The 14,941-nt window shown below is 72.3% G+C and carries 11 protein-coding genes and 1 pseudogene; 8 read left to right on the top strand and 4 right to left on the bottom strand.

Features of this window, described 5'->3' with window-relative positions:
- Positions 1-2: 2 nt before the first annotated feature.
- Positions 3-1,751, bottom strand: coding sequence for an ATP-binding protein (locus tag MRQ36_RS21475; RefSeq protein ID WP_242798076.1), 1,749 nt, complete (start codon positions 1,749-1,751; stop codon positions 3-5).
- 363 nt (positions 1,752-2,114) lie between these two features.
- On the opposite strand from MRQ36_RS21475, the gene MRQ36_RS21480 reads away from it, so the two are divergent.
- Positions 2,115-3,647, top strand: a complete 1,533-nt coding sequence (locus MRQ36_RS21480) for a M4 family metallopeptidase (RefSeq protein WP_242798078.1) — start codon at positions 2,115-2,117, stop codon at positions 3,645-3,647.
- 228 nt (positions 3,648-3,875) lie between these two features.
- Positions 3,876-5,510 (top strand): hypothetical protein, encoded by a 1,635-nt coding sequence (locus MRQ36_RS21485; RefSeq protein WP_242798080.1) that lies wholly within the window; start codon positions 3,876-3,878, stop codon positions 5,508-5,510.
- On the opposite strand, the gene MRQ36_RS21490 is transcribed toward MRQ36_RS21485, so the two are convergent.
- The 3 genes and pseudogenes from MRQ36_RS21490 to MRQ36_RS21500 all read right to left on the bottom strand — a co-directional run bounded on the left by MRQ36_RS21490 (position 5,482) and on the right by MRQ36_RS21500 (position 8,108).
- Positions 5,482-5,940, bottom strand: a complete 459-nt coding sequence (locus MRQ36_RS21490; RefSeq protein ID WP_242798082.1) for a hypothetical protein — start codon at positions 5,938-5,940, stop codon at positions 5,482-5,484. The genes MRQ36_RS21485 and MRQ36_RS21490 overlap by 29 nt on opposite strands.
- A 307-nt stretch (positions 5,941-6,247) precedes the next feature.
- Positions 6,248-7,129: an alpha/beta fold hydrolase gene (locus MRQ36_RS21495; protein ID WP_242798084.1), complete on the bottom strand. Its 882-nt coding sequence runs from the start codon at positions 7,127-7,129 to the stop codon at positions 6,248-6,250.
- A gap of 196 nt (positions 7,130-7,325) precedes the next feature.
- Positions 7,326-8,108 (bottom strand): annotated as a pseudogene (locus MRQ36_RS21500) (pyrimidine reductase family protein).
- Between the two features lie 150 nt (positions 8,109-8,258).
- Here MRQ36_RS21500 and MRQ36_RS21505 point away from each other — a divergent pair.
- The 6 genes from MRQ36_RS21505 (at position 8,259) to MRQ36_RS21530 (ending at position 14,934) form a co-directional block, all read left to right on the top strand.
- Complete coding sequence (locus tag MRQ36_RS21505; protein ID WP_242798086.1) at positions 8,259-8,804, top strand: plasmid pRiA4b ORF-3 family protein; 546 nt, start codon at positions 8,259-8,261, stop codon at positions 8,802-8,804.
- A gap of 246 nt (positions 8,805-9,050) precedes the next feature.
- Entirely contained in the window at positions 9,051-10,367 is a 1,317-nt protein-coding gene (locus MRQ36_RS21510) for an ABC transporter substrate-binding protein (RefSeq protein ID WP_242798088.1), read from the top strand.
- 115 nt (positions 10,368-10,482) lie between these two features.
- Positions 10,483-11,463, top strand: coding sequence for a carbohydrate ABC transporter permease (locus MRQ36_RS21515; RefSeq protein ID WP_242798090.1), 981 nt, complete (start codon positions 10,483-10,485; stop codon positions 11,461-11,463).
- A gap of 9 nt (positions 11,464-11,472) precedes the next feature.
- Positions 11,473-12,372, top strand: coding sequence for a carbohydrate ABC transporter permease (locus MRQ36_RS21520; RefSeq protein ID WP_242798092.1), 900 nt, complete (start codon positions 11,473-11,475; stop codon positions 12,370-12,372).
- Positions 12,369-13,802 carry a GH1 family beta-glucosidase gene (locus tag MRQ36_RS21525; RefSeq protein WP_242798094.1) on the top strand — a complete coding sequence of 478 codons (1,434 nt, stop codon included), beginning with the start codon at positions 12,369-12,371 and terminating at the stop codon, positions 13,800-13,802. The genes MRQ36_RS21520 and MRQ36_RS21525 overlap by 4 nt, the downstream gene beginning before the upstream one ends.
- An 85-nt stretch (positions 13,803-13,887) precedes the next feature.
- Positions 13,888-14,934, top strand: coding sequence for a LacI family DNA-binding transcriptional regulator (locus MRQ36_RS21530; protein WP_242798096.1), 1,047 nt, complete (start codon positions 13,888-13,890; stop codon positions 14,932-14,934).
- Positions 14,935-14,941: the final 7 nt, after the last annotated feature.

Raw genomic sequence — 14,941 nt, forward strand, 5'->3', positions numbered from 1 at the left:
CCCTAGAACGGGATGTCGTCGTCGGTGGTGCCGGAGCCGACCACGGCGAACGGGTCGGCCGACTGGGTGATCGAGCGGAGCGTCTCCGACGGCGCGCGGCCGGCCTCGGAGACCCGGGTGGCCCAGGCGGGGAAGGGGAACTCCAGGCAGAGCGGGACCGGGATGTCCGGCTGGTTGACGAACATGGTGCCCGGCTTGGCCAGCAGGGCGCGCTGCCGCTGGGCGGGCGGGAGGAAACCGTATTCCGGGCGGGACGCCTCGGCCGGGTCGAGTCGGCCGACGACCCGGATCGCCGAGTTGGTCACGATCCGCCGTTCCACCTCGCTCGCCGTCTGCTGCGCACCGACCAGGATCACCCCGAGCGAGCGGCCCCGCTCGGCGATGTCCAGCAGCACCTCCTTGATCGGCGACGAGCCCTCGCGGGGGGCGTACTTGTTGAGCTCGTCCAGGACGACGAAGAGCAGCGGCTTGGCGGTGCCGGACTTCTCCTTGCGCTCGAACTCGCTCTTGAGGGTCACGCCGACCACGAAGCGCTGCGCCCGGTCGGGGAGGTTGTGCAGGTCGACGACGGTGACCTGGGCGCTCTCCGCGGTGTTGATCGAATGCGGGCGGCGGGTGGCCAGGTCGCCGCGGATCAGCCGGCCCAGGTCCTTCTTGCTGCCGATCAGCCGGCGGGCGAACGCGTTGACGGTGCCGAGCCCGACCGCGCTGCCGGCCCACTCGGACCGGGTCTCGTCGTCGTTGAGCTGCTCGACGACGTGGTCGACCAGGTCGGCGTAGGAGCCGAGCCGGACGCCGTCGATGCTGACCCCGCCGTCGGCGGGCTGGGCGTACCGGGCCAGGTGGGCGGCGACCGAGTGGACCACCATCGTGTACTGCTGGCGCTCGTCGTCGGCGTCGGCGAAGACGTAGGGCAGGAGGCGGTCGGCGCAGAACTCGGTCAGCGTCCAGTAGAAGCTGTCCACCCCGGTGAGCCGGCTGCTCACGTCCGGGGTGCCGGAGGAGTCGCCGACCCGGGGCGGGGCGTAGACCCGCACGTCGGGGAAGGCGCCGGCGGCCAGCCCGAGCTTCGCGTAACCGGCGCGGGTGGCGTCGTCGAGGCGGGTGTTGGGGTGGTCGAGGAAGAGCAGGTCCTCGCCCTTGACGTTGAAGATCAGCGCCTTGGCGTTGACCGCGTCACCGCCGAGCACCCCGGAGCGGAAGACCGAGTAGAGCAGGAAGGTGGCGAAGCTGGTCTTGGTGGCCACCCCGGAGATGCCGGAGATCGAGACGTGCGCGCCCCGGCTGCCGTCGAGGAAGTCGGCGTTGAGGTAGACCGGCACGCCGTCGCGGCCCATGCCCATCGGGATGCGTCGTTCCATCCGGTCGAAGTGCAGCGCCCGCGCCCGGGCGTCGCCCTCGGCCCGGTGCACCACCGCGCCGGGGGTGGGCGGCACGTAGAGCTCGGGGTCGACCCGGGTGGTGGTGACCTCGGCGGCCTCCTGTACCTGGGCCGGCAGGGTGCCGTCGGCGATGGCGAAGACGTCGGAGTCGAACTGCGCGCCCTCGTGCCGGGCCCGGACCTGGGTGACCACGCCGGCGATGGTGACCGGCTCGCGGTCGGGCAGCTCGCGGCGGGTCACCACGACGTCGTCGAGCTGGAGGTAGCTGCCGGGAGCGACGGCGGTCCAGAAGGTGAGCGGGGTGGCGTCGGCGGTGCCGAGCACCCGGCCGACGACCTCGCCGGGGCCGTCGAGCAGGTCGTCGGTCATCGGCGGGCTCCGGTCGGCTGGTCGTTCCGGTGGTGGCGCACGAGGAGCATCCTGCCCGAGGGATGCGACAGGTTGCCACGCGACGCGGCGGACGCCACGCGCGGAGCTGGGCACCGTTTCACAGCGTGGTGAACGGAACACGAAAAGTCACGGAAAAAATCTTGGCCTCAAGTCGTGACAGACAAGGGTCGCATGGCGCAAAAATATGCAACAACGCATCGAGGATCTTTTGCTCATCGATCCTGTGTGCGCCGTCACGCCCTGTCACCTGCGGGGACGTGACCGGTCCGCCGCCCATCACCGACGGACCACCCGTCGGTCGGCACCCCCCCGACCGGCAGTCCTAGTGAAGGTAGGAACTTCATGCGTCGTAGCACTCTCCTGGGCGGACTGGCCACGGCCGCGCTGCTGGCCACCGCCGGCACCGTGCCGGCCTCCGCCGCGCCCGTCTCCGGTGACGCGTTCACCCGCGCGGTCGCCCAGCTCAAGGCCCACTCGGGCAGCGCCCTGGTCGCCGACGGGTCCAGCTTCACCCTGAAGAACGTGTCGACCGACGCCGACGGCACCGAGCACGTCCGGCTCAACCGCTACGCCGACGGCCTGCCGGTCCTCGGCGGCGACACCGTCGTCCACCTGGGCAAGGGCAACTCCTGGAAGGGCGCCAGCCAGAGCCTGGCCGCGGCCCCCACCCGGGGCGCGAAGGCCAAGGTCAGCGCCGCCGCGGCCGGCCGTGCCGCCCTGGCCGCCTCCACCGCCGCCACCCGCCGCGTCGACGGCAGCCAGCTCGTGTACGACGCCGCCGCCACCGGCACCACCCTGGCGTACGAGGTCGTCGTGGGCGGCGCGTACGCCGACGGCACCCCCAGCGAGCTGCACGTGCTGGTCGACGCCACCACCGGCAAGGTCCGCGACTCGTGGGAGGGTGTGCAGCGCGACGGCACCGGCAACACCTTCCACTCCGGCTCGGTGACCGTGGGCAGCACCGCCGCCAGCGGCACCTACCAGCTCGCCGACGCCACCCGGGGCGGTCACAAGACCTACGACCTGAACGGTGGCACCAGCGGCACCGGCACCCTGGTCACCAACGCCTCGAACGTCTTCGGGGACGGCACCCTGGCCAACCGGCAGACCGCCGCCGCGGACGCCGCCTTCGGCGCGCAGGAGACCTGGGACTACTACAAGACCACGTTCGGCCGTAACGGAATCCGCAACGACGGGGTCGGCGCGTACAGCCGGGTGCACTACAGCTCCAACTACGCCAACGCGTTCTGGAGCGACTCCTGCTTCTGCATGACCTACGGCGACGGCGGCTCCGGCTGGTACCCGCTGACCTCGCTGGACGTCGCCGGGCACGAGATGAGCCACGGCGTCACCAGCAACACCGCCGGCCTGCGCTACAGCGGCGAGTCCGGCGGCCTCAACGAGGCCACCAGCGACATCTTCGGCACCCTGGTCGAGTTCTACGCGAACAACGCCAAGGACCCGGGCGACTACCTGATCGGCGAGAAGCTGCGCTCCAGCGGCGTGCCGCTGCGCTACATGGACAAGCCCTCCAAGGATGGTTCCTCGGCCGACTGCTACAGCAGCCGGGTGGGCCGGCTGGACGTGCACTACTCGTCCGGCGTGGCGAACCACTTCTTCTACCTGCTCGCCGTCGGCAGCGGCTCGTCGTCCTACGGCAACAGCCCGACCTGCAACGGCAGCACCGTGACCGGCATCGGCAACGCCAAGGCCGGCGCGATCTGGTACCGCGCGCTCACCACCTACATGACCTCGCGGACCGACTACGCCGGTGCTCGCACCGCCACCCTGTCCGCCGCCAAGGACCTCTACGGCGCCGGCAGCGTGGAGTACAACACGGTCGCCGCCGCCTGGTCGGCGGTGAGCGTCAACTGACCACCTGACCCGGCGTCGGCGGCCTCCTGGGCTACCGGCGCCGGGCGGCAGCACCCCGGCCGCGGGGCGCGGGCACGGAACTCGTGCCCGCGCCGCGCGGCCGTTCTGCTGTCCGGCGAGACCGTCGTACCGGCCGGCGGGCTTGTCGGGTTTCGCCCGTGCCGGCCGCAGCGGCGCGGGATGCTGCCAGGGAGGACGCCCGTGCGACGAGGTCGGTGAGGAGGTGCGGTGTCCGCCCGGAGCCGCCTGGCCGCGCTGCTCGTGCTGGCCGCCCTGCTGCCGGCGGCGGAGGCGGCCGTCCTGGCGGCCCTGCACTTCCGGGCGGCGCTCGGCCTGGCCCCCCAGATCACCGCCGTCCGCCCGTACGCCACGTACCACGACCTGCGGTGGGTGCTGGTCTACCACGACTCCTGGTTCTGGTTCGTGGTCGAGTTCCTGGGTGTCAGCCTGCTGCGCGGCCTGCTCTCCACCGGGCTGGTCGCCCTGGCCTGGCCGGTCGGCAGGGAACGACCCTCCTGGCGCTGGCTCGCCCGGCGCAACCTGGAGATCGCCACGCTGTCGAGCCTGCTGATCTCGCCGTGGGCGGCCCTCTCGGTGGCCGCCGCCGGCGTGGCCCTCTCCTGGTACCTGTTCGCGTCGCTGCTCCCGCTGATCTTCCTCTCCCCGTTCCTGCAGCGCGCCGGGGTGGTGGAGAAGTGGTGGCGGGGACTGCCCTCGATCGAGCTGGTCGGCTGGTCGATGCTCAACTTCGCCGTGCTGACCGTGGCCGGGTCGATCACGTCGAGCGGCACCGGCTGGCGGGTGGTGGCGGTGGCCGGCCTCACCGGGGCGGCGAACGGGCTGCTGTGGCAGCGCACCGTGCGGGCCGCCCTGCTGCCCGGGCGGGTCCGCTGGGCGCGGGTGCCGGTGACTCCGGTCGCGTTCCTGGTGGCGCTGCTGCTGCCGCTGGTCGCGCAGGGCGTCATCGGTATCACCGCGGGCGGCAAGGGCGAGTGGCGGCCGCCGGTGCTCAGCCAGAACCTGCCCGAGTCGGTCGACCACGCGGTGATCGCGCTGGCCGGCTACGGCTCCCGCTACGACGGCCGTCCGCCCGCCGACCCGGCCGTGGAGCGGTTCTCCTACCGCGGGCTGGACGGTCAGGGCCGTCCGCTGCCCTACCGGAGCGTCGACACCCACCAGTCGCTGGGGCGCAGCGCCGAGCGTCTCGCCGTCCAGGTGGACGCCCTGCACCGGCGTACCGGGCGGCCGGTGGCGCTGGTCGGGCAGAGCGAGGGCGCCATGGTGGCCCGCACCTACCTGGAGCTGCGGCCCCGCTCGCCGGTCGACACCGTGCTGCTGTTCAGCCCGCTGGTCCGGCCGGGACGGGCCTACTATCCGCCCCGGGACGCCGCCAGCGGGTGGGGGGTGGCCACGGGCTGGGAGCTGCGCGGCATCTTCGCCGTGACGAACCTGGCCCGGCGGACCAGGGACGACCCGGACGAGCCGTTCGTCCGGTCGATCCTCGACAACGCGCCCTTCTATCGCAACGGCACCCTGTGCCCGGTGCCCGGCGTGCTCATGGTGGCGTTCCTGCCGACCGTGACCGCGGCCGAGGCCCCGCCCGGCCAGTACAGCGGCATCCCGACCTTCCAGGTGCCGGCCTTCCACGGCGGGGTGATCGGCCAGCAGGTGTCGCAGCAGCGCCTGATCGACGTGCTCGCCACCGGGCAGGCCGTGCGGCTGAGACGAGGCGAGTACGCCCCGCTGCAGCGGCTCTCCGCCGCCTGGCAGGCCCCACCGTTGCTGGTCTCCGTCAACCCGGCCTGGCGGGACCGGCGCGCGCCGGACCCGGCGATCACCGGTCGGGTCTGCCAGGGCCGCTGACCCCGGCTCCGCTCGGCCCGGCCGGGGCGAGGAGGACGCGCCAGTTCCGGACCAGGATCACCGCGGCGGACGCGTGCAGCCCGACCGCCACCAGCCCGTGCCACGGGTCGTACGGCATGAAGAGCACGTCGACGGTGGCGGCGACCGCGACGACACCGAGCCCGACGGAGACCAGCCGGGTACGACCCGTGGCGATCACCAGCGCGGTGAGTACGACCAGCAGCCCGAGGCCCACGTGCAGCCGGGACCACCCGGTCGTGTGCAGGACGCTCACCCGTCCGTCGGTCACGTCGACGAAGGGTTCCGTGCTGCGCAGGCTCAGGTAGGTGAGCACGTCGAGCGTGCCGGCCAGGCCCACCAGCCCACCGGCGAGCAGCGCCGGCCGCCGACGGCCACCCGGCCCGCCGGCCTGTTCGTCGTCCGCAGCCATCCGACCCCCTGCCGTTCGGGCTCTCCGCCGTCCGGCGGCGCGGCCCGTCCGTTCCCGCGACCCGGCGTCACCCGCCCCGCAGGACCTGCCGGCTGCGTACCGCGGCCGGCGCCGCCGGCACTCCGAGGCTAGGGCAGGGCCGCCGGGCGTGGGGCCGGACTGACCGAGGTCGGTGCCGTCCGGCCGACGCCACCCCGCACGCCCGGACCGGTGCGCGGCCCGGGGACCACGCCGGCCGCCCACCGCGCGGGCGGTCCGCCTACGCCGGGGGACGCCGCCGGCGGCGCGGACCGCGACCGCGCGGTGCTCAGTCGTGGGCGAGCACCTCGCGCAGCCGGGTGGCGAAGGCCGGCGGGTCCTCGACGAAGCCGATGTGCCCACCGGGGAACATCGTGGGGGCGCCGCCCAGCGCCGCGGCGAGCGCCCGCGAGGTGCGGTCGCAGACCTGCCCGGTCGACGTCGCACCGAGGCCGACCACGACCCGGGTGGGGCCGGCGCGCAACGCGGCGACGTCGGGCCGGAACCGGGTCGTGCCGCGGATCATGTGCACGTACTGGAAGTGCTCGTCGGCGGCGGCCTGCGGCTCGGGTTCGCCACCGAACATGCCCTGGACCAGCTCCTCGGGCAGGTGGATGTCGGCGTTCGCGAGGAACTTGCGGCCGGCGCCCAGCCGGTCCCCGGCCAGATAGGTGGCGATCATGTCGTCCTCGCGGGCGAGGAGTTCCGCGCGGTCGTCCAGCAGGCCGAGCAGCGGCGGCTCGTGCGCGACGACCGTGTGGACCTGCTCCGGATGGGCCTCGGCGAGGGCGAGCACGGTCACCGCGCCGCCGCTGGAGCCGAACACGGCGGCCGGGCCGGCGTCGAGGTGGGCCAGCAGCCGGGACACGTCCTCGGCGCGCAGCTGCGGGGTGGAGTCCTGGTGCGGGTCGTGCAGCACGCTGCGGCCGATGCCCCGCGGGTCGGTGGTCAGCACGGTGTGCTCCGCGGCCAGCAGGTCGGCCAGCGGGGCGAACGCGCCGGCGTCCATCGGGGCGGCGACCAGGGCCACCAGCGGGCCCCGCCCGCGTACCTCGTAGTGCAGCCGTCCGTCGGGGATCTCCAGGGTGTCGGTGGTGACGTGCGCGGTGGAACTGCTCATCCGGTCCTCCGGGTCCAGGTGTGCGGTGGGTTCCTCGTGCAGGCTCTCCACCTGCGGCAGAATCGTCGCCCGTGGGTGTGACGTCTTTCCGGGCCACCGCGGATTCCGGGCCGACGCCGGACGCCACCTTCACCGCGCTCGTCGCACCGCTGCGCCGGGAACTGCCCGCGCACCGCTGGCGCCTGCCCGCCCCGGCCTGTACGCCGTCGGTCCGGAGGGTCCCGTCGACGGGGTCGCCGAGGCCGGATCAGGCCGGCGGGGCCGAGCCGGCCGGTGTCCGGGCGTCGTCGCGGGCGTACCTGGAGCAGGAGCGTGCCGTCCCCGGCGGCCAGGGCGTGCCGCAGCGGCAGCCGGCGCGGCGGGCTCGCGTCGCCCGCGGTGATCCGGCCGGGCCGGCCCCGGCCAGCAGCGGCGCGACGGTGAGGCAGAGCTCGTCGACCAGGTCGGCGGCGGTGAGCGCGCCGAACAGGTGCGGGCCGCCCTCGCAGAGCAGCTGGTCGAGCCCGCGCCGGCGCAGCTCGGCCAGGCCGGCGGCGAGGTCGACCCGGTCCGGGCCGCAGCGCACCAGGTCGGCGACGTCGGTGAGCCCCGGGGGCGGCTCGGCGGCGTCCCGGGTGAGCACGACCGGCCGGACCGGCGCGTCGGCGAAGGCCGCCTGGGCGGGGTCGAGCGCCAGCGAGCCGGAGACCACCACCAGGGTCGGGTAGTCGGTCAGGCCGTTGGCGCGCCGCCAGGCCCGGCGCGGTTCGCTGAGCCGGACCGCCCGGTAGCCCTCGTGCCGGAGCGTGCCGGCGGCCACCACCAGGCCGTCGCAGAGCATCCGCAGCAGGCCGAAGACCCGCTTGTCGGGCTCGCCGGAGAGCCCCTCGGAGTAGCCGTCGAGGGTGACCGCGCCGTCGACGCTGGACACGAAGTTCACCCGCAGGTGGGGCCGGTCGGCGCGGCCGTAGAGCGAGGTCAGCTCGGGGTCGGTCAGCGGCCCGCTGGCGGGCGCCGGCCAGATCCGGGAAATCGGACTTGCGCTGCTCATTCGCCCGCCGGACCGGTGACCGGAGGGGTGGGTTCGGGGGTACGGTGCTGGCAGTCGCACCACTTCGGGCCCGGACAGTCGTCGTGCCGTCGTTCCCGGCACGCTCGGCAGATCATGCTGGCAGCCTATGCCGAGGGAGGACGGGACAGCATGCCGCGTCAGATCTTCGTGCTGAACGTGTCCCTGGCCGGGATCCGGCCGCCGGTCTGGCGGCGGGTGCTCGTCCCCGGCGGCTACACGCTGGACCGGCTGCACCGGGTGGTGCAGCACGCGATGGGGTGGCGGGACTGCCACCTGCACTCCTTCGACATCGACGGCCGCCAGTACGGCGAGCCCGACCCGGACGGTGAGCCGGCCCTGCGGGACGAGCTGGACGTACGACTCGACGCGGTGCTCGGCAAGGGCAGCCGGTTCCGCTACACCTACGACTTCGGTGACTGGTGGGAGCACGACCTGCTGGTGGAGGACGTGTGCGCCGCCGACCCGGACGAGCGCTACCCGCTCTGCCCGCAGGGGGAGCGGGCGTGCCCGCCGGAGGACGTGGGTGGCCTGTTCGGCTATCAGGTGCTGCTCGCCGCGCTGGCCGATCCGGGCCATCCCGAGCACGACGCCCTGCGCGAGTGGGTCGGCCCCGGTTTCGACCCGGGGGCCTTCGACCCGGCGCGGGCCACCACCCTGCTGCGCCGCTTCTGCTGAGCCGCATCCCTTACCCCGTCGAGGCATCCCGGCCACCATCAGCGCGGTAACGAAATGGGAACGCTCCCATAGGCCTATTGACACCCCTGACACCTCCCGGCAATCTCATGGGAGCGCTCCCGGCGTGTGGCGCGGATCTCTCCGCGGCCGCTCCGGTCGCCGTCCGGCCCAGCCTGCGGCGGTGAGCGCCTGCACAGCACCCCCCACCACACAGATATCGCCTCACCACCGAAAGAGGGGTCTGGGATGAGCGTCCCAATCCGCCGCCGCCGGCTCGCGGCCATCGCGCTCGCCTCCGTCACGCTGCTCGCCACCGCAACCGCCTGCGGCGACGACTCGTCGGACAGCAACAGCAGCAGCGACGGCCCGGTCACCCTGGTCGTCGACGTCTTCGGCGACCAGGGCTTCGGCTACGACGAGCTCTACAAGCAGTACGAGGCCGACCACCCGAACGTCAAGATCCAGGAGCGCGGCAAGGGCCTCGGCCTGGGTGACTACAACACCCGGCTGACCCAGCAGATCACCGCCGGCTCCGGCGCGGGCGACGTCGTCGCGCTCGAAGAGGGCACGATCGTGCAGTTCTACGCCCAGGCCGACAAGTTCGTGAACCTGGCCGACCAGGGCGCGAACGACCTCAAGGGCAACTTCCTGCCGTGGAAGTGGGAGCAGGGCACCACCCCCGACGGCAAGGTGCTGGGTCTCGGCACGGACGTCGGCTCGATGGCGCTGTGCTACCGCAGCGACCTGTTCAAGGCCGCCGGCCTGCCCACCGACCGCGAGCAGGTCGGTGCCCTCTGGCCCACCTGGGACCAGTTCATCGCCACCGGCCAGAAGTTCGCCGCCGCCGACAAGAAGCACAAGTTCGTCGACTCGGCGACGAACTTCTACAACGTGGTGCTGATGCAGACCGCGGGCGCGGGCACCGGCTACACGTACTACGACAAGAGCAACAAGTTGGTCATCGACCAGAACCCGGACGTGAAGTCGTCGTACGACCTCACCACCAAGATGATCGCCGCCGGGCTGTCGAACAACCTCCAGTCGTTCTCCAACGAGTGGAACGCCGGCTTCAAGAACGGCAGCTTCGCCACCATCGCCTGCCCGGCCTGGATGACCGGTGTCATCAAGGGCCAGGCCGGTGACTCGGCCGCCGGCAAGTGGGACATCGCCAAGGCCCCGGGCAACGGCGGCAACTGGGGCGGCTCCTTCCTCGGCGTGCCGAAGTCGAGCAAGCACCAGAAGGAGGCCGCCGAGCTGGTCAAGTTCCTGACCAGCACCAAGGGCCAGATCGAGGCGTTCAAGAAGCTGGGCAACCTGCCGTCGTCGCCGCAGGCGCTGGCCGACCCGGCCGTGGTCGACGCGACCAACGACTACTTCAGCAAGGCCCCGATCGGCAAGATCTTCGGCGCCGGTGCGAGCGAGCTGAAGCCGGTCTACCTCGGCCCGAAGAACAACGCGGTCCGGACCGCCGTGGAGAACACCCTCCGTGCGGTGGAGCAGGGCAAGTCCGCCGAGGAGCAGTGGCAGGCGGCGCTGAAGAACGGTGCGGCCGCCGGTAAGTGACCCGGCCCGGCCCAGTGCGGGTGGCGTCGACTTCGACAGTCGGCGCCACCCGCGGTGCCCACCCCCGGCGTCGCCCGTGTGGGCGGGTGACGCCGGCCGAGGAGAAGGACCCGCAATGAGCCTCGACCTGCACGCCCCGGCACCCCCCGAGCGTGGACCGTCCCGCGCCGCCCGTACCACCGCCCGCCGCCCCGCCTCGTTCACCCGGCTGGACCTGAAGTACTCGCCGTACCTCTACGTCCTGCCGTTCTTCGTGATCTTCGCCGTGTTCAGCGCCTACCCGATCGCGTACACCGTCTGGATCGCGCTCACCGACCGGTCGCCGCTGAACAGCACGATCTCCTTCGTCGGCCTGGACAACTTCGTCGAGCTGATCACCGACGACCCGCAGTTCTGGAACGCCGTGGTGAACACCTTCGGCATGTTCCTGCTCTCCACCGTGCCGCAGCTGCTGCTGGCGCTGGTGCTGGCCAACGCCCTGAACCGGCGGCTGCCCGCGCAGACCTTCTTCCGGATGGCCATCGCGATGCCGATCATCACCTCCACCGCGGTGGTCGCGCTGATCTTCTCGATGATCTACGCCAAGGATTTCGGCCTGGTCAACTGGGTGCTCGACACCGTCGGCCTCGGCCCGATCGACTGGCGGGCCAACCGGTACGCCTCCTGGTTCGCCATCTCCACCATGGTCGACTGGCGCTGGGTCGGCTACAACGCCCTGATCTACCTGGCCGCCATGCAGTCCATCAGCAAGGACATGTACGAGGCGGCCTCGCTGGACGGCGCCTCCCGGCGGCGGCAGTTCTGGTCGATCACCGTCCCGCAGCTCCGGCCGACGATCATCTTCACGCTGATCATCTCGACCATCGGTGGGCTCCAGCTCTTCACCGAGCCGCTGATGTTCACCAGCGGCGCCGGCGCCCTCTCCGGCGGCTCCGAGGGGCAGTTCCAGACCATCACCATGTATCTGCTCGACGTGATGAACCAGCGGTTCCGCTGGGGGTACGCCGGCGCGGTCGCGCTCGTGCTCTTCCTGCTCATCGCGCTGATGTCGACGGTGAACTACCTGCTGGCCCGGCGCATCAGCTCCGACAAGTGAGGTGACGAGATGACGACCACCACGCTCCGCCCACCCGTCCGTCCCGGCGCGAAGACGCGCGCCACCGGCCACTCCGCCGAGCGACTCTGGAAGGCCAGCCCGCTGACCTGGTTCGGCCTGGTCCTCGGGGTGATCCTGTCGCTCTTCCCGTTCTACTGGATGATCGTGATCGCCTCGCGGACCAACGACGCGGCCAACTCCTGGCCGCCGCCGTTCCTGCCCGGCGGCAAGCTCGGCGACAACATCCAGCGGGTGCTCAGCAACGGCGACGCCAACATCGTCAAGGGCCTGCTGAACTCGTTCCTGGTCTCCGGCACGATCACCGTGGCGACGGTGTTCTTCGGCTCGCTGGCCGGGTTCGCCTTCGCCAAGCTGCGCTTCCGGGGCAAGAACGCGCTGCTGCTGATCATCCTCGCCTCGATGATGGTGCCGATCCAGCTCGGTGTGCTGCCGCTCTACATCCTGATGGCGAAGCTCGACTGGCTGAACAGCATGCCGTCGGTCACCGTTCCGTTCCTGATCGGCGGCTTCGGCATCTTCATGATGCGCCAGTACGCCGAGCAGGCCGTGCCGAACGAGCTGATCGAGGCCGCCCGGATGGACGGCTGCTCCACCTGGCGGGTGTACTGGCACGTGGTGGCGCCGGCCCTGCGCCCCGCCGCCGCGGTGCTCGGCCTGCTCACCTTCATGGAACAGTGGAACCAGTTCTTCTGGCCCTTCGTGGTGCTGGCCGACCCGGCCAACCCCACCGTCCAGATCTCGCTGCGCAGCCTCAACACCGCGTACTTCGCGGACAACTCCCAGATCTTCGCCGGTACGTTGATCGCCACCCTGCCGCTGTTCGTCGTGTTCGTCCTGTTCGGCCGCCAGATCATCGGCGGAATCATGGAAGGCGCCGTCAAGTCGTGAGCAACCCAGCCAGCCCGCCCGCCGTCGGTCTCCTCGACCAGGGCCCGGAACTCACCTTCCCGCCCGGCTTCCTCTGGGGTGCGGCGACCGCGGCGTACCAGATCGAGGGGGCGGCGGCCGAGGGCGGCCGGACCCCGTCGATCTGGGACACCTTCAGCCACACCGAGGGCCGGACGGTCGCCGGGCACACCGGGGACGTGGCCTGCGACCACTACCACCGGATGCCCGCCGACGTGCGGCTGATGGCGGAGCTGGGCCTCAGGTCGTACCGGTTCTCGGTGTCCTGGTCGCGGGTGCAGCCCGACGGCACGGGCGCGGCGAACCCCGAGGGCCTGGACTTCTACCGTCGGTTGGTCGACGAACTGCTGGGTCAGGGGATCGAGCCGTGGCTCACCCTCTACCACTGGGACCTGCCCCAGCCGCTGGAGGACGCCGGCGGTTGGCCGGCCCGGGACACCGCCGCCCGGTTCGCCGACTACTCCCAGCTCGTCGCGGACGCGCTCGGCGACCGGGTGAAGTACTTCACCACGCTGAACGAGCCGTGGTGCTCGGCGTTCCTCGGCTACGGCTCCGGCGTGCACGCGCCGGGCCGCTCCGACGGCGGGGACGCGGTCCGGGCCGGGCACCACCTGATGCTCGGCCACGGGCTGGCGGTGCAGGCGCTGCGGGCGTCCCGGCCCGACGCCCAGCTCGGCATCACCCTCAACCTCTACCCGGTCACCCCGGCGTCGGACTCGGCGGCGGACGTGGACGCGGCGCGGCGGATCGACGGGCTGGCGAACCGGTTCTTCCTCGACCCGGTGCTGCGCGGGTCCTATCCGGGGGACCTGCAGGCCGACCTGCGCCAGGTCACCGACTTCGGGCACGTCCGGGACGGCGACCTGGCGGTGATCTCGACGCCGCTGGACGTGGTCGGGATCAACTACTACAGCCGGCACGTGGTCGCCGCGCCGGTCGAGGGGGCCGAGCCGGAGGCGTACTGGCGGTCGCCGTCGTGCTGGCCGGGCAGCGAGGACGTCCGCTTTGTCACCCGGGGTGTCCCGGTGACCGACATGGACTGGGAGATCGACGCGCCCGGGCTGGTCGAGACGCTGGAGCGGGTGCACCGCGACTACACTGACCTGCCGCTCTACATCACCGAGAACGGGTCGGCGTTCGTCGACACGGTGGTGGACGGTCGGGTCGACGACACCGACCGGCTGGCGTACTTCGACGCGCACCTGCGCGCCGCGCACGCCGCGATCAGCGCCGGGGTGCCCCTGAAGGGCTACTTCGCCTGGTCACTGATGGACAATTTCGAGTGGGCCTGGGGTTACACCAAGCGGTTCGGGATGGTCTATGTCGATTACGACAGCCAGGTCCGGATCCCCAAGTCCAGCGCGCGGTGGTACGCCGAGGTGATCCGACGCAACGGTCTGGCCGCACAATAGGCTCTGGGCCAGCCAGTAACGGACGGCCCGGCACCGACGCCTCACCAGGTGCCGGGTCCGTCCGACGTCGGAGGAGCAGCAGACGATGACAACGCAGCGCACGCGGTCGCTCGGGCGCCCGACCCTTGACGCGGTCGCGGCCCGCGCCGGCGTCGGGCGCGGCACGGTCTCCCGCGTGGTCAACGGCTCGCCCCAGGTCAGCCCGGAGGCCCGGGCCGCGGTCCAACAGGCGATCGCCGAGCTGGGGTACGTCCCGAACCGGGCGGCGCGGGCCCTGGTCACCCAGCGGACCGACTCGGTCGCGCTGGTGGTCTCCGAGTCGGGGGAGCGGGTCTTCACCGAGCCGTTCTTCGCCGGCATCGTCCGGGGCGTCAGCTCCGGGCTGCTGGAGACCCCGATGCAGCTCTGGCTGGCCATGGTGCAGTCGCCGATCGAGCGGGAACGGGTCGAGCACCACCTGACCAACCAGCACGTCGACGGGGTCCTGCTGCTCTCGCTGCACGACTCCGACCCGCTGCCCACCCTGCTGGAGGAGCGCGGCCTGCCCACCGTGCTCGGCGGCCGGCCGGCGCGGATGCTGCACCCGGACGCCCAGCCCACCTGGTTCGTCGACATGGACAACGTCGGTGGCGCCCGGCAGGCGGTGGCGCACCTGTTCTCCCGGGGGCGGCGGCGGATCGCCACCATCGCCGGCCCGCAGGACATGGGCGCCGGCCTGGCCCGGTTGTCCGGCTACAAGGAGGCCGTCCGGGCCGCGGGCGGCGAGATCAACCCCGACCTGATCGCGTACGGCGACTTCAGCGAGGGCAGCGGCACCGCCTGCATGCGCCGGCTGCTGGAGGTCTGCCCGGACCTGGACGCGGTCTTCGCCGCCTCCGACCTGATGGCCTTCGGTGCCCTGCGGACCCTGCGCGAGGCCGGCCGCCGGGTGCCCGAGGACGTGGCGGTGATCGGCTTCGACGACGCACCGATCGCCCGGCAGGCCGAGCCGCCGCTGACCACGGTCTTCCAGCCGGTGGAGGAGATGGGCCGGCAGATGGCCCGACTCCTGGTCTCCCGCATCCGCGGCGAGGACGTCCCGTCCCCCCACATCCTGCTCGACACCAAACTCATCCACCGCGCCTCGGCCTGACCTCCGG

Source organism: Micromonospora sp. R77 (assembly GCF_022747945.1).
In the GTDB taxonomy this organism is placed as follows: Bacteria; Actinomycetota; Actinomycetes; order Mycobacteriales; family Micromonosporaceae; genus Micromonospora.

What these genes read in the sequence shown, in the direction of transcription:
- MRQ36_RS21475 (WP_242798076.1), bottom strand. Translation starts at nt 1,751, where the DNA reads ATGACCGACGACCTGCTCGACGGCCCCGGCGAGGTCGTCGGCCGGGTG.
- MRQ36_RS21480 (WP_242798078.1), top strand. Translation starts at nt 2,115, where the DNA reads ATGCGTCGTAGCACTCTCCTGGGCGGACTGGCCACGGCCGCGCTGCTG.
- MRQ36_RS21490 (WP_242798082.1), bottom strand. Translation starts at nt 5,940, where the DNA reads ATGGCTGCGGACGACGAACAGGCCGGCGGGCCGGGTGGCCGTCGGCGG.
- MRQ36_RS21505 (WP_242798086.1), top strand. Translation starts at nt 8,259, where the DNA reads ATGCCGCGTCAGATCTTCGTGCTGAACGTGTCCCTGGCCGGGATCCGG.
- MRQ36_RS21510 (WP_242798088.1), top strand. Translation starts at nt 9,051, where the DNA reads ATGAGCGTCCCAATCCGCCGCCGCCGGCTCGCGGCCATCGCGCTCGCC.
- MRQ36_RS21515 (WP_242798090.1), top strand. Translation starts at nt 10,483, where the DNA reads ATGAGCCTCGACCTGCACGCCCCGGCACCCCCCGAGCGTGGACCGTCC.
- MRQ36_RS21520 (WP_242798092.1), top strand. Translation starts at nt 11,473, where the DNA reads ATGACGACCACCACGCTCCGCCCACCCGTCCGTCCCGGCGCGAAGACG.
- MRQ36_RS21530 (WP_242798096.1), top strand. Translation starts at nt 13,888, where the DNA reads ATGACAACGCAGCGCACGCGGTCGCTCGGGCGCCCGACCCTTGACGCG.